23 protein-coding genes are annotated in these 21,551 nt (G+C 46.1%); all 23 read right to left on the minus strand.

The genetic code is table 11. The features are described 5' to 3' along the window. Positions 1-6 precede the first annotated feature (6 nt). Entirely contained in the window at positions 7-423 is a 417-nt protein-coding gene (locus ICN17_RS02955) for a F0F1 ATP synthase subunit epsilon (protein WP_087908782.1), read from the minus strand. Positions 424-444: 21 nt separating this feature from the next. Next, positions 445-1,845 carry a F0F1 ATP synthase subunit beta gene (gene atpD, locus ICN17_RS02960; RefSeq protein ID WP_087908781.1) on the minus strand — a complete coding sequence of 467 codons (1,401 nt, stop codon included), beginning with the start codon at positions 1,843-1,845 and terminating at the stop codon, positions 445-447. 54 nt (positions 1,846-1,899) lie between these two features. Next, on the minus strand, positions 1,900-2,769 hold the full coding sequence (atpG, locus tag ICN17_RS02965; RefSeq protein WP_216236071.1) for a F0F1 ATP synthase subunit gamma: 870 nt from the start codon (positions 2,767-2,769) through the stop codon (positions 1,900-1,902). Between the two features lie 17 nt (positions 2,770-2,786). Further along, positions 2,787-4,328 carry a F0F1 ATP synthase subunit alpha gene (atpA, locus tag ICN17_RS02970; RefSeq protein ID WP_216236072.1) on the minus strand — a complete coding sequence of 514 codons (1,542 nt, stop codon included), beginning with the start codon at positions 4,326-4,328 and terminating at the stop codon, positions 2,787-2,789. A 45-nt stretch (positions 4,329-4,373) separates the two neighbouring features. Continuing rightward, positions 4,374-4,910 (minus strand): F0F1 ATP synthase subunit delta, encoded by a 537-nt coding sequence (locus ICN17_RS02975; protein WP_087908778.1) that lies wholly within the window; start codon positions 4,908-4,910, stop codon positions 4,374-4,376. Position 4,911: 1 nt separating this feature from the next. Then, positions 4,912-5,382 carry a F0F1 ATP synthase subunit B gene (locus tag ICN17_RS02980; RefSeq protein WP_068947668.1) on the minus strand — a complete coding sequence of 157 codons (471 nt, stop codon included), beginning with the start codon at positions 5,380-5,382 and terminating at the stop codon, positions 4,912-4,914. A gap of 63 nt (positions 5,383-5,445) precedes the next feature. Next, positions 5,446-5,712, minus strand: coding sequence for a F0F1 ATP synthase subunit C (atpE, locus tag ICN17_RS02985; protein WP_028818346.1), 267 nt, complete (start codon positions 5,710-5,712; stop codon positions 5,446-5,448). A 42-nt stretch (positions 5,713-5,754) separates the two neighbouring features. Further along, positions 5,755-6,645, minus strand: a complete 891-nt coding sequence (gene atpB, locus ICN17_RS02990) for a F0F1 ATP synthase subunit A (RefSeq protein ID WP_216236073.1) — start codon at positions 6,643-6,645, stop codon at positions 5,755-5,757. Between the two features lie 31 nt (positions 6,646-6,676). Continuing rightward, positions 6,677-7,180 carry an ATP synthase subunit I gene (locus tag ICN17_RS02995; RefSeq protein WP_216236074.1) on the minus strand — a complete coding sequence of 168 codons (504 nt, stop codon included), beginning with the start codon at positions 7,178-7,180 and terminating at the stop codon, positions 6,677-6,679. A gap of 6 nt (positions 7,181-7,186) precedes the next feature. Then, complete coding sequence (locus ICN17_RS03000) at positions 7,187-8,080, minus strand: ParB/RepB/Spo0J family partition protein (RefSeq protein WP_216236075.1); 894 nt, start codon at positions 8,078-8,080, stop codon at positions 7,187-7,189. 22 nt (positions 8,081-8,102) lie between these two features. Further along, a complete protein-coding gene (locus ICN17_RS03005; protein WP_216236076.1) occupies positions 8,103-8,873 on the minus strand; it encodes a ParA family protein in 771 nt (256 codons plus the stop codon). Positions 8,874-8,892: 19 nt separating this feature from the next. Next, positions 8,893-9,561 carry a 16S rRNA (guanine(527)-N(7))-methyltransferase RsmG gene (gene rsmG / locus ICN17_RS03010; protein ID WP_216236077.1) on the minus strand — a complete coding sequence of 223 codons (669 nt, stop codon included), beginning with the start codon at positions 9,559-9,561 and terminating at the stop codon, positions 8,893-8,895. Next, a complete protein-coding gene (mnmG, locus tag ICN17_RS03015) occupies positions 9,558-11,477 on the minus strand; it encodes a tRNA uridine-5-carboxymethylaminomethyl(34) synthesis enzyme MnmG (RefSeq protein ID WP_216236078.1) in 1,920 nt (639 codons plus the stop codon). The genes rsmG and mnmG overlap by 4 nt, the downstream gene beginning before the upstream one ends. Before the next feature lie 106 nt (positions 11,478-11,583). Continuing rightward, positions 11,584-12,321, minus strand: a complete 738-nt coding sequence (locus ICN17_RS03020) for a TSUP family transporter (RefSeq protein ID WP_216236079.1) — start codon at positions 12,319-12,321, stop codon at positions 11,584-11,586. A 114-nt stretch (positions 12,322-12,435) separates the two neighbouring features. Then, on the minus strand, positions 12,436-13,365 hold the full coding sequence (locus ICN17_RS03025) for a branched-chain amino acid ABC transporter permease (RefSeq protein ID WP_216236080.1): 930 nt from the start codon (positions 13,363-13,365) through the stop codon (positions 12,436-12,438). Positions 13,366-13,367: 2 nt separating this feature from the next. Then, the gene (locus ICN17_RS03030; protein WP_087908771.1) at positions 13,368-14,288 is read right to left on the minus strand and encodes a branched-chain amino acid ABC transporter permease; all 921 of its coding nucleotides are present in this window, start codon (positions 14,286-14,288) and stop codon (positions 13,368-13,370) included. A 14-nt stretch (positions 14,289-14,302) separates the two neighbouring features. Beyond that, positions 14,303-15,529, minus strand: a complete 1,227-nt coding sequence (locus ICN17_RS03035; protein WP_087908770.1) for an ABC transporter substrate-binding protein — start codon at positions 15,527-15,529, stop codon at positions 14,303-14,305. Positions 15,530-15,551: 22 nt separating this feature from the next. Beyond that, a complete protein-coding gene (locus tag ICN17_RS03040) occupies positions 15,552-16,256 on the minus strand; it encodes an ABC transporter ATP-binding protein (protein WP_216236081.1) in 705 nt (234 codons plus the stop codon). Then, positions 16,253-17,020: an ABC transporter ATP-binding protein gene (locus ICN17_RS03045; protein WP_216236082.1), complete on the minus strand. Its 768-nt coding sequence runs from the start codon at positions 17,018-17,020 to the stop codon at positions 16,253-16,255. Before ICN17_RS03045 ends, ICN17_RS03040 begins: the two co-directional genes overlap by 4 nt. Positions 17,021-17,115: 95 nt before the next feature. Then, positions 17,116-17,340: a DUF3717 domain-containing protein gene (locus tag ICN17_RS03050; protein WP_216236083.1), complete on the minus strand. Its 225-nt coding sequence runs from the start codon at positions 17,338-17,340 to the stop codon at positions 17,116-17,118. A 13-nt stretch (positions 17,341-17,353) separates the two neighbouring features. Continuing rightward, positions 17,354-17,848, minus strand: coding sequence for an SET domain-containing protein (locus ICN17_RS03055; protein ID WP_216236084.1), 495 nt, complete (start codon positions 17,846-17,848; stop codon positions 17,354-17,356). A gap of 2 nt (positions 17,849-17,850) precedes the next feature. Continuing rightward, the gene (gene gyrB / locus ICN17_RS03060) at positions 17,851-20,349 is read right to left on the minus strand and encodes a DNA topoisomerase (ATP-hydrolyzing) subunit B (protein WP_216236085.1); all 2,499 of its coding nucleotides are present in this window, start codon (positions 20,347-20,349) and stop codon (positions 17,851-17,853) included. 11 nt (positions 20,350-20,360) lie between these two features. Continuing rightward, positions 20,361-21,476, minus strand: a complete 1,116-nt coding sequence (gene dnaN / locus ICN17_RS03065) for a DNA polymerase III subunit beta (RefSeq protein WP_216236086.1) — start codon at positions 21,474-21,476, stop codon at positions 20,361-20,363. Positions 21,477-21,551: the final 75 nt, after the last annotated feature.

Raw genomic sequence — 21,551 nt, forward strand, 5'->3', positions numbered from 1 at the left:
CGGGTTTTACTTCTTACGGCGGAAGCGGGCAATAGCAGCCAACTGTGCAGCAGCCATAGCAAACTCGGATTGGGCCAAAGCCAAATCAAAGTCAGTGCCACGGTTTTGCATTGCTTCTTCTGCACGTTTCTTAGCTTCGATGGCTTTTGCTTCATCAAGATCGTGGCCACGAATAGCGGTATCCGCTAATACGGTGACGCGATCTGGCTGAACTTCTAAATAACCACCAGCAACAAACACGAATTCTTCATCGCCATCTGCCTTTTCAATCCGAACAGAGCCTGGACGAATGCGTGTAATTAATGGGGTGTGGCCATGCAAGATACCGAGCTCACCACCTTCGCCTGGAAGAGCTACAAACTTAGCCTCTCCGCTGAAAATGGACTGCTCGGCACTAACTACGTCGACATGTATGTTTGACATAATTTCCCTAGATGAAAGCGATTAAAGCTTCTTAGCTTTCTCGATGGCTTCATCAATTGAACCCACCATGTAGAACGCTTGCTCAGGCAAGTGATCCAATTCGCCGCTGCAGATCATTTTGAAACCGCGGATGGTTTCTTTCAATGGAACGTATTTGCCTGGCGAACCAGTAAACACTTCAGCAACGTGGAAAGGCTGGGACAAGAAACGCTGAATCTTACGAGCTCGTGATACAGCCAATTTGTCTTCTGGTGACAATTCGTCCATACCCAAAATCGCAATAATGTCGCGCAATTCTTTGTAGCGCTGCAATGTCATCTGAACATCGCGAGCGACTTCATAGTGCTCTTGACCAACCACTTGTGGGTCAAGCTGACGGCTGGTGGAATCTAATGGATCAACCGCTGGGTAGATACCCAAAGCAGCAATATCACGTGACAACACAACCGTGGAGTCTAAGTGTAAGAAGGTTGTCGCTGGTGACGGATCGGTCAAGTCATCCGCAGGAACGTAAACGGCCTGAATAGAAGTAACGGAACCAGTCTTGGTTGAGGTAATGCGCTCTTGCAATTTACCCATTTCTTCAGCCAAAGTAGGTTGATAACCCACAGCAGAAGGCATACGACCCAGCAACGCAGAAACTTCAGTACCGGCCAATGTGTAACGGTAAATATTGTCAACGAAGAACAAAATGTCACGGCCTTCGTCACGGAATGCTTCAGCCATGGTCAAACCAGTCAACGCAACGCGCAAACGATTACCAGGAGGCTCGTTCATCTGACCAAACACCATTGCTACTTTGTCGATAACGTTCGATTCTTTCATCTCGTGGTAAAAGTCATTACCCTCACGAGTACGCTCACCAACACCAGCAAACACTGATAAACCTGAGTGTTGCTTGGCGATGTTGTTAATCAGTTCCATCATGTTTACGGTCTTACCTACACCCGCACCACCGAACAAGCCAACCTTACCGCCTTTAGCAAACGGGCAAACTAAGTCAATAACCTTAATACCGGTTTCGAGCAAGTCAATCGAAGGGGAGAGTTCATCAAACTTTGGCGCTGGCTGGTGAATAGCGCGACGCTCTTCAGTAGCAATCGGACCTGCATCATCAATTGGGCGACCCAAAACGTCCATAATACGGCCCAATGTTGCAGGACCCACAGGAACAGAAATAGGCTTACCAGTAGATTTGACTTCCATACCACGACGCAAACCATCGCTTGCACCCATGGCAATTGCGCGGACTACGCCATCACCGATTTGTTGCTGAACTTCAAAGGTCAAACCTTTTTCAGCAAATGATTTTTCACCACTATCAACTAATGTCAACGCATCATAGATGCTTGGCATTTTGTCGCGTGGGAACTGAATGTCCACCACTGGACCGATACATTGCACGATATTTCCGTTACTCATCGCTTTCTCCGCTTTTAATTCCTGAATTCTTTCGTATTCCTAAATGCTGACCGCTTAAACCGCAGCCGCTCCACCAACAATTTCAGACAGCTCTTTGGTAATAGCAGCTTGTCGTGTTTTGTTGTAATCCAATTGCAATTCGCCGATCACGTTCTTTGCGTTATCTGAAGCGGCCTTCATCGAGACCATGCGAGCAGATTGCTCAGAAGCCATATTTTCAGCAACAGCTTGATAAATCATTGCTTCAACATAACGCTTTAATAAGCCATTTAAAATGGACTCTGCGTCAGGTTCGTAGATGTAGTCCCAAGATGGGCCTGCTTTGTCTTCGGGAGTCAGCTCGGCTGGCTCCAAAGGTAAGAGCTTTTCCAAAACAGGCTCTTGTTTCATTGCATTAACAAAGCGGGTGTATGCCAAATAAACAGCATCAATCTCGCCACGCTCAAACGCCTCTAATTGGGCGCTAATTGCACCAATCAACACATCCAAATGCGGTGTATCACCAATTTGAATTGTTTGAGAAATCAGCTTTGCTTTTGAGCGATTCAAAAACTGCAGGCCTTTTGAGCCAATTGCGGTGTACGCAATCTCAATATTTTTTTCCTGCAAATCGCGCACTTGGTTAGCAATCAAACGCAAGACGTTGGTATTTAAGCCACCGCACAAGCCTTTATCTGTTGTAACCAAAATAGTGCCGGCCTTCTTCACTTCACGAGTTGCCATGTAAGCAGGGCGGAACTCGGGGTTAGCCTTAGAAAGGTTGGCAACAATTTCACGAATTTTTTCAGCATAAGGACGCGCATTACGCATGCGCTCCTGGGCGCGACGCATCTTGGATGCGGCGACCATTTCCATTGCCTTCGTGATCTTGCGCGTGTTTTGCACGCTCTTGATCTTTGATCGTATCTCTTTTGTGCTTGCCATGATTTATGCGAGCCCTCTTAGAAAGAGGCTGAGCGCTTGTAATCCTCAATTGCAGCACGCAAAGCAGTTTCGTCATCTTTGCTGAGATCTTTAGTTTCTTCAATACGTCCAACTAGGTCGGCGTATTTAGATTTCAAGTGGTCTTGCAAACCTTTTTCGAATGCCAATACGTTCTTCACTTCGAGATCATCAAAGAAGCCATTGTTAACGGCATACAGCGAAGCAGCCATTTCCCAAACTTGGAGTGGCTTGTACTGAGCTTGCTTACACAATTCTGTAACGCGACGGCCACGCTCGAGCTGCTTGCGGGTTGCTTCATCAAGATCAGATGCGAACTGAGCAAAAGCTGCTAATTCACGATACTGCGCCAAGTCGGTACGAATACCACCAGACAATTTCTTAATGACTTTAGTTTGGGCTGCACCACCAACGCGTGAAACAGAAATACCGGCGTTAATCGCAGGACGTACACCAGCATTAAACAAGTCAGTTTCCAAGAAGATCTGGCCGTCGGTAATCGAAATCACGTTGGTTGGAACGAAAGCAGAAACGTCTCCTGCTTGAGTTTCAATAATCGGCAATGCTGTCAAAGAACCGGTTTTGCCTTTTACTGCACCATTGGTGAATTTCTCAACATACTCAGCATTTACACGAGCAGCGCGCTCGAGCAAGCGTGAGTGGAGGTAGAACACGTCGCCAGGATAAGCCTCGCGGCCTGGTGGGCGGCGGAGCAACAGGGAAATTTGACGATAAGCAACCGCTTGCTTGGTCAAGTCATCGTAAACAATGAGAGCGTCTTCGCCGCGATCGCGGAAGTATTCACCCATGGTGCAACCTGCGTATGCAGAGAGGTACTGCATCGCTGCAGACTCAGAGGCACTAGCAGCAACAACTACGGTGTACTCCATCGCGCCCAATTCGGTGAGCTTGCGAACAACGTTAGCAATAGTAGAAGCTTTTTGACCAATAGCAACGTAAACGCAATAAACGCCTTTACCTTTTTGGTTAATGATCGCGTCAACTGCAACAGCTGTCTTACCTGTTTGGCGGTCACCAATAATCAACTCACGCTGACCACGGCCAATTGGAACCATCGCATCAATCGCCTTCAAACCAGTTTGAACTGGCTGGCTAACAGATTGACGTGCGATAACGCCAGGAGCAACTTTTTCAATAAAGTCAGTTAACTTGGTATTAATTGGGCCTTTGCCATCAATCGGCTGACCAAGCGCGTTTACAACTCGACCGAGCAACTCTGGGCCAACTGGAACTTCCAAAATACGGCCGGTACATTTAACTGAGTCGCCTTCTTTAATATGGGTGTACTCACCCAACACCACAGCACCAACAGAATCACGCTCAAGGTTCAAAGCAAGGCCGATTGTGTTGTTTGGAAACTCCAACATTTCGCCCTGCATCACACCAGACAAACCGTGTACACGGCAAATACCGTCGGTCACTGAAATTACAGTGCCTTCGTTGCGAGACTGGGTATCAACGCCCATTTCGCTAATTCGGCTTTTGATCAGCTCGCTGATCTCGGAAGGGTTGAGTTGCATTACTTACTCCTGGGTCTTATTTCGTATGTTCTTAATAGGGATAACTTATGCGCCAAGACTTGCTTGCATTTGAGCTAACCGTGCCTTTACGGAACTATCCATTACCTCGTCACCAACTTGAACGCGAACACCGCCAATCAAGGTTGGATCAATCTGAATAGTAGGGCGCAAATCTTTACCCCCAAAGCGCTTCTTCAAACTTGACAACAAATCATTTAATGCGCTTCCCTCTATAGGGAATGCACTGGTAATCATTACTTCTGCTGCACCTTCGCTCTTATTCTTCATCGCCTCAAATTGACTTGCAATTTCAGGGATGGCTGCTAAGCGATGGCTTTGATTCACAAGACTTAAAAAGCTCGCTACTTTTCCATCTAACTTCGTCTTCACCATGCCGGTTAAAAGCTTAGTCAAATCTTCTGCAGAAACTTTTGGGTTATTGGATAAACCAGCAACTTCTGGTAGCGCAGCAAGCTGAGCCAACTCGTTGAGCTGCTCCAACATTGAAGCAAGCTCAGCAGGCTTGGCGCTTTGAAAAAGCGCTTCAGCATAGGGGCGAGCAATCGTGGCTAACTCAGCCATATCAAAGCTCTGCCTTGAGTTGATCAAGCAAGGCGCCGTGAGCTTTAGCGTCTACTTCCCGACGTAAAATTTGCTCAGCACCTTTAACAGCCAATACAGCAACTTCCGCACGCAAAACTTCGCGAGCGCGTGTTACCTGTTGGTCTGCATCTTCTTTCGCTTGAGAAATAATGCGGGTTGCTTCAGCTTGTGCGTTTGCACGGATTTCATCGGCCGACATTTGTGCGCGCTTTTCTGCCTCAGCTACACGCAGAACACCTTCTTGACGTGCTTTTGAGAGCTCTAATTCAGCAGCATTGTTTGCAAGTGCCAATTCTTCTTTTCCACGCTCGGCAGCAGCCAAACCATCAGCAATTTTGGTTGAACGCTCATCTAGCGCCTTAACCAGTGGTGGCCACACGAAGCGTGCAACAACCCACCATAAGACGAAGAAGACGATCATTTGCGCGAATAGGGTCGCGTTCAGATTCACGATATTCCTTTCAGTATTGTTGAGAACGGTTGGATGACCTTATGGTCATCCACGCCAAAACAATTACTTAATAACTGCGAGCAGTGGGTTTGCGAAAGCAAACAACATTGCAACACCAACGCCGATCAAAAACGCAGCGTCGATCAAACCAGCCAACAGGAACATTTTGGTTTGCAATTCGTTGATGAGTTCTGGTTGACGGGCAGCGCCCTCAATGAACTTACCACCCATAAGGCCAATGCCCAAACAGGCTCCTAAAGCGCCGAGGCCGATGATGAGGCCAATACCGATAGCGGTTAGTCCTTGAATGTTGGCTAAGAATGCTTGCATGTTTACTCCTAAGTATTGAAAGTGAGGTTAAAAATAAAAAAGTTAATGGTGACTATGAGCTTGGCCTATATAAACCAAAGTCAACATCATGAAAATAAATGCTTGCAACAAAATGACCAAGATGTGGAAGATTGCCCAAGCAGAGCCGGCGAGCACGTTGCCCACAAAGCCAAGCATGTACAAATCAAAATTAAAGGTCCACATACTTCCTAAGAGAGCGATCAACAAAAAGATCAATTCGCCCGCATACATGTTTCCAAAAAGTCGCATCCCCAAAGAAACGCCTTTAGCAACATACTCAATAATGTTAAGGATTAAATTGAATGGGGCTAAGTACCACTTTGCACCGAATGGAGCTGAGACAAGCTCATGCATAAAGCCGCCAAGGCCTTTTACTTTAAAGCTGTAGAAGAAGACCAATAGCAATACTGAGAAAGACATGCCAAGGGTGGCATTCAGGTCGGTAGTTGGAACAATCTTGTGGTGCGGCACGTGAACACCAAAACCTTCAATAAAGTGATTTACACCAACAACCCAATCCACCGGAACCAAGTCCAGAGTATTTAGAAGAATAATCCAGCAAAAAACGAATAGTGCCAAAGGAGCAATGTAGGATCTGTCGCCATGAACTATTCCCTTTGACTGGGTCTCGACCATCTCAACTAGCATTTCAACCAAACATTGAAAGCGGCCTGGTACGCCAGGGGAAGCTCTACGTGCTGCAATTACCAGCAAAAGGACTGCGATCAACCCCATAAGGGTGGTCCAGAACATGGTGTCTAAATGAATAACGCTGAAATCAATAATGGATTGCTGTGGCCCACCAATATTGTTGAGGTTCTGCAGATGTTCTGCAATGTAGGCTGTAGGTGTGAGCGCTTCTTTAGCCGCGTGGTGGCCAACTTCTGCTGCTGCGTTAACTTCGCTAGACATCTATTACTTGTCCTTGTTTATTTGCTTCTTGTTACTTCCAAAACCACGCCAACAAGTAACACTTGAGGGTAGCCAAATAAGTAACAAGCAACGGGATCCATTTCAAATCAGGCTGCTTTAGGGCAAAGCCTATGAACAAAACGATAGTTGCTAGGATTTTGATAAATTCACCAGAAACCACTGCCGCCAAAAAGCCGCCGGGGCTAGATTTGACACTCTTTTTTGCCGCCTCTATGCGCATCAAAAACAACGCGGAAGGCAAAAATCCAATCAAACCGCCTACTAAAGCCGAATAAGTATAAACGTTTTTGTCAGCCAGACTTGAAAAAACATAGCAGGCACTAGCAATTACTAGGGTGATCACAACCTGACTCAGAACAACCCACCATGAGTTGATTGAAGCAAAATTACGCGGTTTTGCTTTGCGCAAGGCATCCATCTCGTCTTTGCTGAGAGTTTTAAAGGAGTCTTCCTCGATTTCATCCCATTGATGAGCGCTTGTTGGCTGGTTTTTATTCACAAAATTGTTTCTCATGGGCCACTAATCAGCCGCAATACCCAACTTTTTTAATAAGGAATCAAGCTCATCAAACTGGCTAAAGCCAATGCGAAGCTCGCCGCCCTTACCTTTGAACTTAAATTCGACGTTTAAGCCAATTAAATCGGCCATTTCTTGAGATAGACGACGCATATCAGGGTCGCGACTTGGCGAAGTGACGCCAGTCTTGCTTTTGGGCTTTTTGTCACCAATCTGGCCCCCAGCAATTGCTAAAGCGGCTGACATTTTTTCCGCCTCACGAACAGACAGGCCTTGTGCGGCAATTCTTTGAGCCAAAGCAACCTGGCTAGCTCCCGGGAGGGGCAATAGGGCGCGGGCATGGCCCATATCGATATCACCAGCCAAAAGCATTGCCTGCACAGGTTTTGCGAGCTGGGCCAGGCGCAAGAGGTTAGTAATGGCACTGCGAGACTTTCCTACCGCTTTTGCAGCCTGTTCATGTGTAAAGCCAAACTCTTCGATCAATCTCGCCAGGCCTTGTGACTCCTCAAGGGGATTTAAATCTTCCCGCTGCATGTTCTCGACCAAAGCCATTGCTGCTGCTGCTTGATCATCTGCGCTAGAAACCAAAACTGGAACTTCTTTTAGACCAGCAATTGTGGCCGCACGAAAGCGTCGTTCGCCGGCGATGATTTCGTACTTTCCTGGCGATACAAGTCTGACCAATAGCGGCTGCATCACGCCTTGTTCACGAATGCTCTCTGCTAATTCTTGCAAAGCACCAACTTCCATTTTTTGACGAGGTTGATACTTGCCGGCCTGCAATGCAGTCAATGGCAAGCGATTAATTTCTGCTGTTGAATTTGCTTGAGAACTCTTCTCTCCGAGCAACGCCTCTAGCCCTCTACCCAAACCTTTTTTCTTAATTGCAACCATGGTGTTTTATCTTCTAAAAAAATTACATGTGTTTGATGCGCTCAACCATCTCCGCACCAAACTCTAAATAGGCTTTTGCACCGCGCGATGACTTATCAAATGCAACGCCAGGAAGCCCGTAAGACGGGGCTTCGGCCAGGCGTACATTGCGCGGAATAATTGTCTTAAATACTTTGTCGCCAAAGTGCTCTAACAGCTGATCAGAAACTTGTTGTTGCAGCGTCATGCGCGCATCAAACATCACGCGCAATAAACCAATGATCACTAAATCAGGATTTAAATTTGCATGCACTTGTTTAATGGTGTTCACTAAATCCGACAAACCTTCGAGCGCAAAATATTCACACTGCATCGGGACAATGACGCCGTTTGCGGCACACAATCCATTGAGTGTTAGTAATGACAGCGCAGGCGGACAATCGATCAAAATAAAATCGTAATCATTTGCCACTTCAGCTAAAGCATCTTTTAAACGAGATTCGCGCGCATCGATATCTACTAGCTCAATTTCTGCACCAGCTAAATCACGATTAGCAGGCAATACGTCATAAGCAGAACTCTCACAACGTTGCGCGCAATTTTTCACTGATGCCAAACCAATTAAAACTTGATAAATACTGTTCTCTAAATCTGCCTTCTCAATGCCCGAGCCCATGGTGGCATTACCTTGCGGATCCAAATCTACCAATAGCGCTCGTTGCTTAAGCCCAGCTAGGCCTGCGGCCAAATTTACAGCGGTGGTGGTTTTGCCAACGCCGCCTTTTTGATTTGCGATACAGAATATTTTTGCCATAGCTACTTTGTGACTTTGCTTAAGGGGTGAGGAGTGATTTTCTCATGGGGCTCAAGACCAAAAGGCGTCTTTCCACCGATAAATTAGGTATATGCAAGGGTTGGTCTGCCAGTAAGCGCCAGTCATTCATACAAACCGCCTGCATCTCTTCATCTGCGCGCTTACCTTTCATTGCAAACACTAGGCCGTCAGGCTTTAAAAAAGGTAATGACAAGTCTAAAAAGCGAGCCAGATTGGTAAAGGCCCTAGAAATAACGGCATCAAACTGACCTGGTTGTTGCACTGCAACATCTTCAACGCGCTCACTTAAGATTTCGATATTTTTTAACTTCAACTTTCCGCGCACATGCTGCAAGAAAGCAGTCTTTTTTCTAACTGCCTCGATGAGGGTCAAGCGCCACTCAGGCTCGACAATGGCAATCGGGATGGCGGGAAGGCCGCCGCCAGAACCTAAATCCGCAATTTTGGGATTTTGGTCATTCAAAAATTGTCTCAAAATAGGTAAAACTGCAATTGAATCAATAAGATGGAGACTAACTGAATCCTTTGCTCCCTCGATTGCAGTTAGGTTATGAACCTGATTCCAACGCCCCATTTCTTGCAAAAAAAGCTCTAAATTGACAATGTTTGCGTCGTTTAAATTTAAACCGAGCTCGGTAATTCCCAGAGCAAGCAAGCTCTCGCTCATGTAGTTTCTTGGGCGCGGCCCAAACCCTTTTTGAGGTGGACTAAAAGTAAAGAGAGTGCGGCTGGAGTTACCCCGGATATCCTGCCTGCCTGCCCCAATGTTTCAGGTTTATGAAGATTCAGCTTTTGCTGAACCTCCTTAGATAGGCCCAATACGTTTGAATAATCCAAGGATTCAGGCAGGGGGAAGGTTTCGTTGTGCTCTTGACGGGCAATTTCAAGCGCCTGACGATCAATATAGCCCTGGTATTTGACCGAAATTTCCACTTGATCACTAATTTGAGCCGCAAGCCCAATATCGTCGTCTAAAACCTCAGGCGCCCATAATCCATCACCCAAGCTTGTGATTGCCTCATAAGTAACGCCAGGACGACGTAAAAGCTCTGTTAAGTTGCACTCATGGGACAAATCTTGGCCCAAAAGATTGGCGACTAGGGGTGCTGCCTCATGCTTTGGTCCAACCCAGATATCCTGAAGACGAGATGTTTCACGTGAAACAGCCTCTTGCTTTCTACAAAACACTTCCCAGCGATAGTCATCAACCAAACCAAGGTCACGCCCAATGGCTGTTAAACGCATATCGGCGTTATCTTCGCGCAAGCTAAGGCGATATTCCGCTCGACTAGTAAACATCCGATAGGGCTCTTGAACGCCGCGGGTAATCAAATCATCCACCAAAACGCCAATATAAGACTCACTTCGCTTTGGCAACCAAGGTTCTTTGCCCTTAGAGGCTAGGCCAGCATTAATTCCAGCAAGCATGCCTTGGGCCGCAGCCTCTTCGTAGCCCGTAGTACCGTTAATCTGCCCGGCAAAGTAAAGCCCGCCAATGGCCCTGGTTTCTAGGCTATGGCGCAACTGGCGCGGATCAAAGAAGTCATATTCAATGGCGTAGCCCGGGCGAACAATTACCGCCGACTCTAGACCTCGAATACTGCGAACCAAATCCCATTGGATGTCAAAAGGCAAACTCGTGGAAATGCCATTAGGGTAAAACTCGTTGGTAGTTAAGCCCTCTGGCTCTAAAAAGATCTGGTGGCTGTTTCTAGAGGCAAAGCGATGAATTTTGTCCTCAATAGAGGGGCAGTAGCGTGGGCCAACCCCCTCTATTACCCCGGTATACATTGGGGAGCGGTCTAGGCCGCCCCGAATAATGTCATGGGTCTTTTCATTTGTATGAGAAATCCAGCAAGGAACTTGCTGTGGATGCTGTTCTGGACGCCCCAAGTAGGAGAACACTGGGACTGGATCAAGATCTCCAGGCTGCTCAAGCATGAATGAAAAATCGATCGTTCGGCCATCAATACGGGGTGGGGTGCCAGTCTTTAGCCTTCCTTGAGGAAGCTTTAGCTCTTTTAAACGGGCAGACAATGAAACTGCAGCTGGATCACCAGCGCGGCCGCCAGCATAATTATTTAAGCCAACATGAATTTTTCCATCCAAAAAGGTGCCGGCCGTCAAAACCACCTTCTTAGCCATAAACTCTAAGCCCATTTGGGTTACAACACCCTGAACCTCATCGCCCTTTACTAATAAATCATCAACTGCAGCCTGAAATAAGGTTAAATTCGGCTGATTTTCTAAACGGCGGCGGATTGCTGCTTTATATAAGACGCGATCACCTTGAGCGCGGGTCGCGCGTACAGCTGGGCCCTTGCTGGAATTCAGAATACGGAATTGGATGCCAGCCTCATCAGTTGCTGCAGCCATGGCACCGCCCATCGCATCAATCTCTTTAACGAGGTGGCCTTTTCCAATCCCGCCAATAGAAGGGTTGCAACTCATTGCCCCCAAACTCTCAATGCTATGGGTAATTAATAAGGTGTCGCAACCCATGCGCGCCGATGCGAGGGCAGCCTCAGTCCCGGCGTGACCGCCGCCAACTACGATGACATCGAAACTTTTGGAATAACGCATGATTTGCCTCGGATAGGGCGATGATCATAGCATTTTGTTTGTTTCACGTGAAACAAAAGCAGTGAAATAATGAAGGAAAATAAATGGATTTTTCTAAGTCACTGATTTAATTCAGGAAATAGGCATTCCACGCAGACTTCAGAATGAGTACGCTCACAATTACCAGAAAAGCCTTTCTAACAAAGCCGCTTCCATGCTGAATTGCAAGTCGACTACCGAATTGGCTACCAGCAATATTGGCAACCATCATCGCAAAACCAAGCGGCCAATTAATTTGGCCCAAACTAGCCAACATCAGGATTGCCGCCAAGTTTGTTGCAACGTTCACCAGCTTGGTTGCGGCAGAGGCATGCAAAAAATCAAAAGCAAAAAATCTTACAAAGCCGAACAACAAAAAGCTACCAGTGCCGGGGCCGAAAAAGCCATCATAAAAACCAATCGTTAATCCAAGTAAGGCTGCTTTGAGTTGCTGAAAGCGACTCTTTTCCTTTGGTGCATGCTGCTCTCCCAGCGAAGGCTGAAACCAGGTATAGAGCAAAAGAAAGAGCAGCAAAAACGGCAAGGCCTTACGCAATGGCTCTGCCGGAAAATTGCTCACGGCGTTTGCGCCCAAAAGAGAGCCGACAAAACCTGCCACGATCGCCGGCAGAACAATTGCCCATGGCAATGAAACGTGGCGCAAATATCTACGCGCAGCATTTAGTGTGCCGCCAATAGCAGAAACTTTATTGGTAGAAAGAAGGGTTGCGGGCGGAGCATCTGGGTAAGCCGCAAACAAGGCCGGGACCTGAATCAAACCACCGCCGCCAGCCACGGCATCAACCAAGCCGGCAAAAAAAGCCATAGCCAAAAGCAGCGGCCAAATGTAAATTGAAAATTCGATGAGGATCTCTTTTATTTAAATGAGTGCGGCGATAGCGCCGCACTAAAACCAAATAATAAAAGGAAAAGCAAAAACTCAGTTCTTGTTTTTGTAATAGGCAACAATTTCGCCAACTACACCGCGACGGAATGCCAGAACACAAATCACAAAAATAAAGCCTGTTGCAATCGTGCTCCAGGATCCAATGTTTGCTAAGTAGTTTTGCAATCCAACTACGATGCCAGCACCAACTACTGGGCCAAGAATTGTTCCCATACCACCAAGCAGAGTCATCAACACCACCTCGCCAGACATATGCCAGTGAACATCGGTCAACGTTGCTAATTGGAATACCAAAGACTTCATCGACCCAGCCAAACCAGAGAGGGCGGCTGAAATCACGAAAGACATCAACTTGAAACGATCAACGTCGTACCCCAAAGAAATTGCACGGGGCTCATTCTCACGAATTGCTTTTAAGACTTGGCCAAATGGAGAGTTCACGGCACGCATGATCAGCGCAAAACCAAATAAGAACACCGCTAGAACAAAGTAATACATGGCCACATCATTTTTTAGATCAACGAGCCCAAACAATGTTCCGCGTGGCACACCCTGAATACCGTCTTCGCCGCCCGTAAATGGCATCTGAACTGCCAAAAAATAGATCATTTGGGAGAGGGCCAAGGTAACCATGGCAAAGTAAATACCTTGCCGACGAATCGCTAAAGAGCCAATGATGAATCCGAGCACGCCCGAGCCGAGCACGCCCAAGATAATTCCAAGCTCTGGAGAAAAGCCCGCCTCTTTACAAAGGTAGGCAGTAATGTAGGCGGCAGTTCCAAAAAAAGCTGCGTGACCGAAAGACAAAAGTCCGGTGAAGCCAAGTAATAAATTGAAGGCACAAGCAAAGAGTGCGAAACATAAAACCTTCATTGCAAAAACTAAATAGATGAAATCTTGGAATGGCATTAACAAGGCAATTAAAAGCAGAATGCTGTAGAGCAATTTTGTTTTTTGATTCATGATTATTTTTCCCGCCCAAACAGTCCAGCAGGACGAATCAACAAAACAATTGCCATGATCACAAAGATCACTACGCCCGAAGCCTCTGGGTAAAACACTTTTGTCAACCCCTCAATCAGGCCCAAGCCCAAGCCCGTCAAAATGGCGCCCATGATCGAGCCCATGCCACCAATCACCACCACAGCAAAAACCACAATGATCAGGTTCGAACCCATCAATGGGTTTACTTGAAAGATTGGCGCAGCCAAAACACCAGCAAAGCCAGCAAGGCCAACGCCATAAGCGTAAGCCAGAGAAATCATGAGAGGAACATTAATACCAAAAGCTTGGAGTAGTTTTGGGTTTTCGGTTCCAGCGCGTAAATAGGCGCCTAATTTTGTTCTCTCGATTACATACCAAGTAGAGAAGCAAACCACTAAAGAAATAACAACAACCCACATACGATATTTCGGTAAAATAATGCCAATGGATTCCAGTGGAATCGCGCCTTGTAACAACTCCGGGGCTGGATAGCTCTCACCAGAAATTCCATACCAATGACGGAACATGCCCTCAATAATCAAAGCCAGACCAAAGGTCAGCAATAGGCCATATAAATGGTCGAGGTGATACAGGCGGCGCAACATCGTGCGCTCAAGAATCAAACCAAATCCCGCCAACACAAGCGGAACAATAATGAGTGCAAACCAATAGTTAATTGATAGATCGGGGAAGCCTAGCCATTGGCTAATTTGAGTTAAACCAATCCAGGCAACAAAAGCACCCATGGTGTACTGGGCACCATGCGCAAAATTAATAATGTTGAGAAGGCCAAAAATGATGGCCAATCCCAAACTCAATATGGCATAAAACGAGCCATTGATAAGCCCCACCAAGAGCTGGGCTACCAGCCCTTGAGGGGTAATTCCGAGAAGTTCAAACATACTTAAAGGAAGAATTACTTATTAGTAACCAGCTTGCATCGTGACAATGAAAGTGGTTGTGTCGCTTCAGCAGCAGGAATCACTGCGCGAACGTTGTAATAGTCCCATGGGCTTGTTGACTCAGAAGGCTTCTTCACTTCAAGCAGATACATATCATGCTCAAACTTACCATCAGCACGAATCTTGCCTTTGAAAAGGCCGTCATCGATATTGGTGGACTTCAAAGCCTTCATTACGGCCTGAGTGTCATCCGTGCCGGCCTTTTGTACTGCATTTAAATAGGCAAGAACAGAAGAGTAAACGCCTGCCTGAACGCTCGATGGCATGCGCTTATGTTGCAAGATGAAACGTTTTGCAAAGGCGCGAGTCTTGTCATCCTTATCCCAATAGAAGCCCTCGGTGAGGTACATACCTTGAGCAGCATTTAAGCCTAAAGAGTGAACATCTGTAATAAACATCAACAAAGGAACAACGGTTTGTTTTTTGTTGATGCCAAACTCGGAGGCCTGCTTTACGCTATTAATCGTATCTTGGCCGGCGTTTGCAAGAGCAACAACATCTGCGCCACTAGCCTGAGCCTTTAAGAGGTATGAAGAGAAGTCGCTATTAGGAAACGGGTGCTTGCTGGTTCCCAATACCTTGCCGCCATTGGCAGTAAGAACGTTGGTTGAATCTCTTTCTAAGGCGGCGCCGAATGCGTAATCAGCAGTCAAGAAATACCAGTTCTTTTTGCCCTGCTTTACAACTGCCTTGGCTGTGCCGTTTGAAAGCGCATAAGTGTCATAGGTCCAGTGCACGTTGTTAGCGGTACATTTTTCATTAGTGATCGGCAAAGAAGCTGCGCCAGAAACCAATGTAATTTTGTTCTTTTGCTCTGCGACTTCCATTACAGCAAGAGCAACGTTGGTTGAAACCAGCTCAACAATCACATCAACACCGTCTTTGTCATACCACTCACGAGCTTTGTTTGCAGCAATATCAGCCTTGTTTTGATGATCTGCGCTTAAAAGCTCAATCTTTTTGCCGATAACCGTGCCATCTTTAGAAAAATCGGCAATTGCCATTTTTGCTGCGATAACTGCGCCGGGTCCAGCCAAGTCAGAATAGGTTGATGAAAGATCGGTTAATACGCCGATCTTTACTACATCCCCGCTGACTTTTGCGCCGCTTTGTGCGAAAGCTGGATTGCCACCAAACATGGTTGCCGCAACCAAACACGCGGTTATTTGCTTTAACTTCATTTCTATCTCCTATAGATAAGAACTAAACACCAAGATACTCGTTTAATAAGGATGCTTTTGCAGCAAGCTCACTTTGTTGCACCACTTCAACCACATTTCCATGCTCAACCACATAATGGCGATCAGCCAAGGGTGCAGCAAAGCGGAAATTTTGCTCAACCAGAACAATCGTGAACCCCTTGTTGCGCAAGCTGGTAACAACTTCACCCAGTTTTTGCACAATCACGGGGGCCAGACCCTCTGTAATTTCGTCGAGCAACAACAACTTGGCGCCCGTTCTTAAAATGCGCGCCATTGCTAACATTTGCTGCTCGCCGCCAGACAGTCTCGTACCTGGACTATTCCGTCTTTCGTATAAATTTGGAAACATTTCATAAATCTCATCCAAACCCATTCCGCCTGGCGCAATTTCTGGTAGCAGCATAAGATTTTCTTCAGCGCTTAAGCTCCCAAAAATACCTCTTTCTTCGGGGCAGTAGCCAACACCCAGGCGTGCAATTTTGTATGTTGGCATCAAGATCGTCTCGGCGCCATAAACCTCTACAGAGCCCGTCCTTTTGCTGGTGAGGCCCAAAATGGTTTTGAAAATGGTGCTTCGGCCCGCGCCATTTCTACCAAGCAAAGTGACAACCTCACCATCGCGCACAGCGAAGTTCACACCATGCAGAATGTGGGATTCGCCATACCAAGACTCTAAGTTTTTAACCTCTAAAGCCATGGTGCTCATAGCTTGGCGCCCTCATGACTCCCCATGTAAGCCTCTACCACCAACGGGTTATTGGAAACCTCGTGATAGGAGCCCTCAGCCAAAACCGCGCCTCGCTGTAATACAGTAATTCGGTCCGCAATAGAAGAAACCACCTTCATGTTGTGCTCAACCATCAATATCGTACGGCCCTTTGCAACACGATCAATCAACTCTGTTACGCGCTCCACATCTTCATGGCCCATTCCCTGCGTGGGTTCATCAAGCAACATTAACTCTGGCTCCATAGCCAAGGTTGTCGCAATTTCAAGCGCCCTTTTGCGCCCATAAGCTAAATTTAGCGTTTCTTCATTAGCAAAACCTTCTAAGCCAACCTCGTGCAAGAGCTCAAGGGCCCGATCATTTAGCACACGCAAAGAGTCGCCCGATTTCCAAAAATGAAACTCTGTACCCAATCCTCGCTGCAGTGCAACACGAACATTTTCAAGTACGGTCAAATGAGGAAAAACGGCAGAGATCTGAAAGGAGCGAATAATGCCGCGCCTCGCTATCTGTGAAGGAGCCTCATTTGTAATATCAAGGCCATTAAATAAAATTTGCCCACTACTAGGCTCTAAAAACTTTGTGAGCAAATTAAAGCAGGTGGTTTTCCCAGCACCGTTTGGGCCAATTAGGGCGTGAATCGTTCCCCTGCTTACATCCAGGTTCACATCACTAACTGCGGAGAATCCTTTGAAGGATTTACCAAGCCCAATTGTTTTTAGTATTGTTTCTTGCAATCTCATGCCCCCCACCCCTCTTTTGAGGCAAGAGTTTGAGGATAACCCAAGATAGCAATGCTTTATATAGCAATAACCCTAAAGCCATTAATAGTTGGGCCTTAGAGGTTTTGACTGATTTTTATAAACTTTTGAATTGCGGTGCGTGCAAGCTCATCTAAAACATCTACCGGAACCCTTTGTGCGCCCTGAACAATCATTAGCGCATAAGGCTTTGCTAGAGCAGATGCCTCGGGGCACAAGCGCAACTCTTCACCCTCCGCTGGAGATTGGCCGCGCCAATAATTAATTGCGGCCTCAAGCTCTTGAATGCTTACATACAACATGGGGTGTTAAGGTTTACTTTTCTTTAACGGCAAGCATTGTGCCGCGACATTTTTTGGCACCGCAGCGACACTCATAATCTTTTTTCATTTGCTTGGTGACGCGGCCATCAACATCAAGAGAGTAGTCATAGAACAACTCTTCTCCAACTTTTAGTGCGCGCTTGGCATAAATGAAAACTCGTGGTTCGCCATCATAAATACCCTCTTTTGTTTCGCAAATTGGCTTACAAGAGTGGTTAATCCAGCGGGCAGCATTGCCACCATACTTTGCATCAATAACCCGACCATCATCTAAAGAAAAGTAAAACGTATGGTTAGGGTCTTTCTTGTCATGGGGATGGCGCTTAATGGCTAGCTTCCAACTAATGCGCTCGCCCTTGTACTCTATGATTGCCTGGCCTTTTTTAATTGGCTTTGCTACAAAAACCCCCTTGCCATGAATTGGCGAGGATTTAACAACGATAGAGGACCGATCCACCTTGGGAGGTGATAATTTTTTTGATTTCATATTTAGACGTCTAGGTTGCGAGCAACAAGGGCGTTCTTCTCAATAAACGCGCGGCGCGGTTCAACCTCATCACCCATCAATGTTGTAAACACTTGGTCCGCAGCAATAGCATCCTCAATCCTTACTTGCAACAGGGTGCGTGAACTAGCATCCATGGTGGTTTCCCATAGTTGCGATGGATTCATCTCACCCAAACCTTTGTAACGCTGGCGACTCAAAACACGCTCAGCCTCAGACAGCAACCAAGAGAAGGCTGCTCTAAAGTCAGCAATAGTTTGCTCTTTTTGATTTTTGTCCGGATCGCCACGGCGCACTTTTGAGCCCGGCAAAACCTTGCCAGACAAAACGGATGCCGCATTAGCAAGGCTTTGATAATCATCTCCATGAACAAAATCGGAGTTAATTGAAGATAGTTTTAGGTTGCCATGGATGCGGCGTGACAGCAACAATCTAAAGCGCTCGGTGCGATCTTCCTTTTGCACAATAATTTCTGGTGGCAATGCCAAAGGGTTCAACGAATAGGCCAAAGCCTTTCTTAGACGATCAGCAGAGTCATTGGCAGATTGTTCGGTATCTAAATTCAACTGGGTGCCAGAGGCTATTGCCCTCAAAGCATCTTCGTCGATTGTGCGTGACAAACGGTCAACAATGGACTGAATTACTTGGTAGTGTTTGGCCAACTCATTTAAAGCGGCGCCCTCAATAATCTCGCCAGTTGGGGTTTGCAAAGAGGCGGTTTCAAGCGCAATCTTTAACAACAGCTGGTTGAGCTCCGCATCATCCTTAATGTATTGCTCACTCTTACCAAACTTCACCTTGTACAACGGTGGTTGTGCAATATAGATGTGGCCGCGCTCGATCAGCTCCGGCATCTGTCTATAGAAAAAAGTTAGTAAAAGAGTGCGGATGTGGCTGCCGTCGACGTCCGCATCGGTCATGATGATGATGCGGTGGTAGCGGAGTTTGTCGGCCTTGTATTCTTCAATACCAATCCCGGTACCAAGAACGGTAATTAAAGTAACCACCTCTTGGCTGGCAAGCATTTTGTCAAAGCGCGCCTTTTCTACGTTCAGAATTTTTCCTTTTAAAGGAAGAATTGCCTGAAAACGGCGGTCGCGGCCCTGTTTGGCAGAACCCCCAGCTGAGTCGCCCTCAACAATAAAGAGCTCAGATTTTGCGGGATCTTTTTCTTGGCAGTCTGCCAGCTTTCCAGGAAGACCAAGGCCATCTAATGCGCCCTTGCGTCTTGTCATGTCACGGGCTTTGCGTGCTGCCTCACGCGCACGCGCAGCATCAACAATTTTTCCGCAAAGAATTTTTGCATCTGCTGGGCGCTCTTGCAGATAAGCGCTCAGCGCCTCTGCAACAATCTCTTCTACTGGGCCACGCACCTCGCTAGACACCAACTTATCTTTGGTTTGACTAGAAAATTTTGGCTCTGGAACCTTTACTGACAAAACGCATGCCAAGCCTTCGCGCATATCGTCGCCAGAGATTTCGACTTTGGCCCTTTTTGCAACCTCATTTTCATCAATATATTTATTAATGACACGCGTCATAGCTGCGCGCAGGCCGGTCAAGTGTGTACCACCGTCACGCTGGGGGATGTTGTTGGTAAAACAAAGCACTTGTTCACTAAAACTATCGTTCCACTGCATGGAAACTTCAGCGGTAATTTGGCCACCTAAATCAGAGGGGCGAACACCCTCAGCATAAAAAATATTTGGGTGTAAAACATTTTTAGTTTGATTGATGTATTCAACAAAACCCTTTACGCCGCCAGAGAAAGCAAAGTCTTCTTCTTGGCCTGTGCGTTGATCAATTAATTTGATGTGAACGCCATTATTTAAGAAGGAAAGTTCGCGAATGCGTTTCACAAGAATTTCATAATGAAACTCTACGTTTCCAAAAATGGTTTCGTCTGCAAGGAAGTGAACCTCTGTTCCTGATAATTCTGTATCACCAGTAACGGTAATCGGGGAAACAGCAACACCATTCTCATCTTGAATATTGCGATTCTTAATAACGCCGCGCTCAAACTCCATGTAATGGGTTTTACCATCACGACGAATGGTGAGCTTCAACCATTTTGATAAAGCATTCACACAGCTTACACCCACACCGTGTAGACCACCAGAAACTTTATAGCTGTTTTGGTCAAATTTACCGCCAGCATGTAACTCCGTCATTACGATTTCTGCAGCACTGCGTTTTGGCTCGTGCTTGTCGTCGTACTTAATACCTGTTGGAACACCGCGCCCATTGTCAACAATTGAAATTGAGTTGTCGGTTTGTATAACAACTGTTATTTCAGAACAATAGCCGGCTAAAGCCTCGTCAATAGAGTTATCTAGAACTTCAAAAACTAGGTGATGTAGGCCCGTTCCATCAGAGGTGTCTCCAATGTACATTCCAGGACGTTTACGAACAGCTTCGAGACCTTCTAGGATTTGAATCGATGCGGCGCCGTACTGCTCTACTACTTTTTTTTCTTCAGTCATTTTTTTCTAAGTTAAATACGCATTGGCATCACAACATACTTGAAGCTCTCTGAGCCAGGCAGAGTAATTACAGCGCTACTGTTTGCATCACCCAAACTAATTTGAATCTTTTCATTCTTTAGGTTAGATAAAACATCTAAAAGGTAGCTTACGTTAAAGCCGATCTCAACAGTATCGCCACTATATTCAGTTTCAATCTCTTCTTGCGCCTCTTCTTGCTCAGCATTGGTAGATTGAACGGTGATTCGATTAGGAGATAAAGAGAAGCGAACGCCTTTGAATTTGTCCGTAGTCAAAATTGCGGCACGCTGTAGCGCTGATTGCAAAACATCGCGACCAACAACTAAGGTATTTTTATGTCCTTTTGGAATCACTCGCTGGAAGTCTGGAAACTTACCTTCCACCAATTTAGAAATTAATTCAATATCACCAAAAGCAAATTTCACTTGATTAGCAGTAAGGCTAATCTCTAACAACTCGTCAGAGTCATCCAAAAGGTGCTGGCACTCTAAAATTGTTTTGCGAGGAATAATAATTTCCTGTCTTTGGCCAGAGCCAGATGGAGCTTCAGTTAACTCAACCTGAGAATAAGCCAAGCGATGGCCATCGGTTGCTACTGCTACAACCTCTTTACCCTCAACAACCAATAACATTCCATTCAAATAATAACGAATGTCTTGTTGGGCCATTGAGAAGTGAACTTGACTAATCAATTGACGAAAACTTTTTTGAGACATCTTCCACGCAGCCGTTACTTCACCAACACTTTGCATCACAGGAAATTCTGCCGCCGATAAAGTTTGCAATGAGAAACGGCTTTTTCCACTTTGTACAACCATACGGTTGTCTTTTAAGTTTAAGGAAACCGGGCCCTCTGGAAGTGCACGCAAAATATCTAATAACTTTCTTGCGGCAACTGTTGTGGTCACATCCTCTGTACCAACACCAAAATTTGCATTTGTAGTGATTTGGATTTCAATATCAGTGGAAATAAAAGAAACTTTTTCGCCACTCTTTTTAAATAAAAGATTTGCCAGAATTGGTAGTGTGTGTCTACGTTCAACAATTCCACTAACAACCTGAAGTGGTTTTAGTAAGCTATCGCGAGAAGTGTTAACGAGTTGCATTGCTTTTAAATCCTTGTATATATCTTAGTAGTAATAGTAATAAGGCTTCTGATTTCCGTGGATAACTCAAAAAAC

This window comes from Polynucleobacter sp. 73C-SIWE (genome assembly GCF_018882465.1).
In the GTDB taxonomy this organism is placed as follows: Bacteria; Pseudomonadota; Gammaproteobacteria; order Burkholderiales; family Burkholderiaceae; genus Polynucleobacter.

What these genes read in the sequence shown, in the direction of transcription:
- ICN17_RS02955 (WP_087908782.1), bottom strand. Translation starts at nt 423, where the DNA reads ATGTCAAACATACATGTCGACGTAGTTAGTGCCGAGCAGTCCATTTTC.
- atpD (WP_087908781.1), bottom strand. Translation starts at nt 1,845, where the DNA reads ATGAGTAACGGAAATATCGTGCAATGTATCGGTCCAGTGGTGGACATT.
- atpG (WP_216236071.1), bottom strand. Translation starts at nt 2,769, where the DNA reads ATGGCAAGCACAAAAGAGATACGATCAAAGATCAAGAGCGTGCAAAAC.
- atpA (WP_216236072.1), bottom strand. Translation starts at nt 4,328, where the DNA reads ATGCAACTCAACCCTTCCGAGATCAGCGAGCTGATCAAAAGCCGAATT.
- ICN17_RS02975 (WP_087908778.1), bottom strand. Translation starts at nt 4,910, where the DNA reads ATGGCTGAGTTAGCCACGATTGCTCGCCCCTATGCTGAAGCGCTTTTT.
- atpE (WP_028818346.1), bottom strand. Translation starts at nt 5,712, where the DNA reads ATGCAAGCATTCTTAGCCAACATTCAAGGACTAACCGCTATCGGTATT.
- atpB (WP_216236073.1), bottom strand. Translation starts at nt 6,645, where the DNA reads ATGTCTAGCGAAGTTAACGCAGCAGCAGAAGTTGGCCACCACGCGGCT.
- ICN17_RS02995 (WP_216236074.1), bottom strand. Translation starts at nt 7,180, where the DNA reads ATGAGAAACAATTTTGTGAATAAAAACCAGCCAACAAGCGCTCATCAA.
- ICN17_RS03000 (WP_216236075.1), bottom strand. Translation starts at nt 8,080, where the DNA reads ATGGTTGCAATTAAGAAAAAAGGTTTGGGTAGAGGGCTAGAGGCGTTG.
- ICN17_RS03005 (WP_216236076.1), bottom strand. Translation starts at nt 8,873, where the DNA reads ATGGCAAAAATATTCTGTATCGCAAATCAAAAAGGCGGCGTTGGCAAA.
- rsmG (WP_216236077.1), bottom strand. Translation starts at nt 9,561, where the DNA reads ATGAGCGAGAGCTTGCTTGCTCTGGGAATTACCGAGCTCGGTTTAAAT.
- mnmG (WP_216236078.1), bottom strand. Translation starts at nt 11,477, where the DNA reads ATGCGTTATTCCAAAAGTTTCGATGTCATCGTAGTTGGCGGCGGTCAC.
- ICN17_RS03020 (WP_216236079.1), bottom strand. Translation starts at nt 12,321, where the DNA reads ATGGCTTTTTTTGCCGGCTTGGTTGATGCCGTGGCTGGCGGCGGTGGT.
- ICN17_RS03025 (WP_216236080.1), bottom strand. Translation starts at nt 13,365, where the DNA reads ATGAATCAAAAAACAAAATTGCTCTACAGCATTCTGCTTTTAATTGCC.
- ICN17_RS03030 (WP_087908771.1), bottom strand. Translation starts at nt 14,288, where the DNA reads ATGTTTGAACTTCTCGGAATTACCCCTCAAGGGCTGGTAGCCCAGCTC.
- ICN17_RS03035 (WP_087908770.1), bottom strand. Translation starts at nt 15,529, where the DNA reads ATGAAGTTAAAGCAAATAACCGCGTGTTTGGTTGCGGCAACCATGTTT.
- ICN17_RS03040 (WP_216236081.1), bottom strand. Translation starts at nt 16,256, where the DNA reads ATGAGCACCATGGCTTTAGAGGTTAAAAACTTAGAGTCTTGGTATGGC.
- ICN17_RS03045 (WP_216236082.1), bottom strand. Translation starts at nt 17,020, where the DNA reads ATGAGATTGCAAGAAACAATACTAAAAACAATTGGGCTTGGTAAATCC.
- ICN17_RS03050 (WP_216236083.1), bottom strand. Translation starts at nt 17,340, where the DNA reads ATGTTGTATGTAAGCATTCAAGAGCTTGAGGCCGCAATTAATTATTGG.
- ICN17_RS03055 (WP_216236084.1), bottom strand. Translation starts at nt 17,848, where the DNA reads ATGAAATCAAAAAAATTATCACCTCCCAAGGTGGATCGGTCCTCTATC.
- gyrB (WP_216236085.1), bottom strand. Translation starts at nt 20,349, where the DNA reads ATGACTGAAGAAAAAAAAGTAGTAGAGCAGTACGGCGCCGCATCGATT.
- dnaN (WP_216236086.1), bottom strand. Translation starts at nt 21,476, where the DNA reads ATGCAACTCGTTAACACTTCTCGCGATAGCTTACTAAAACCACTTCAG.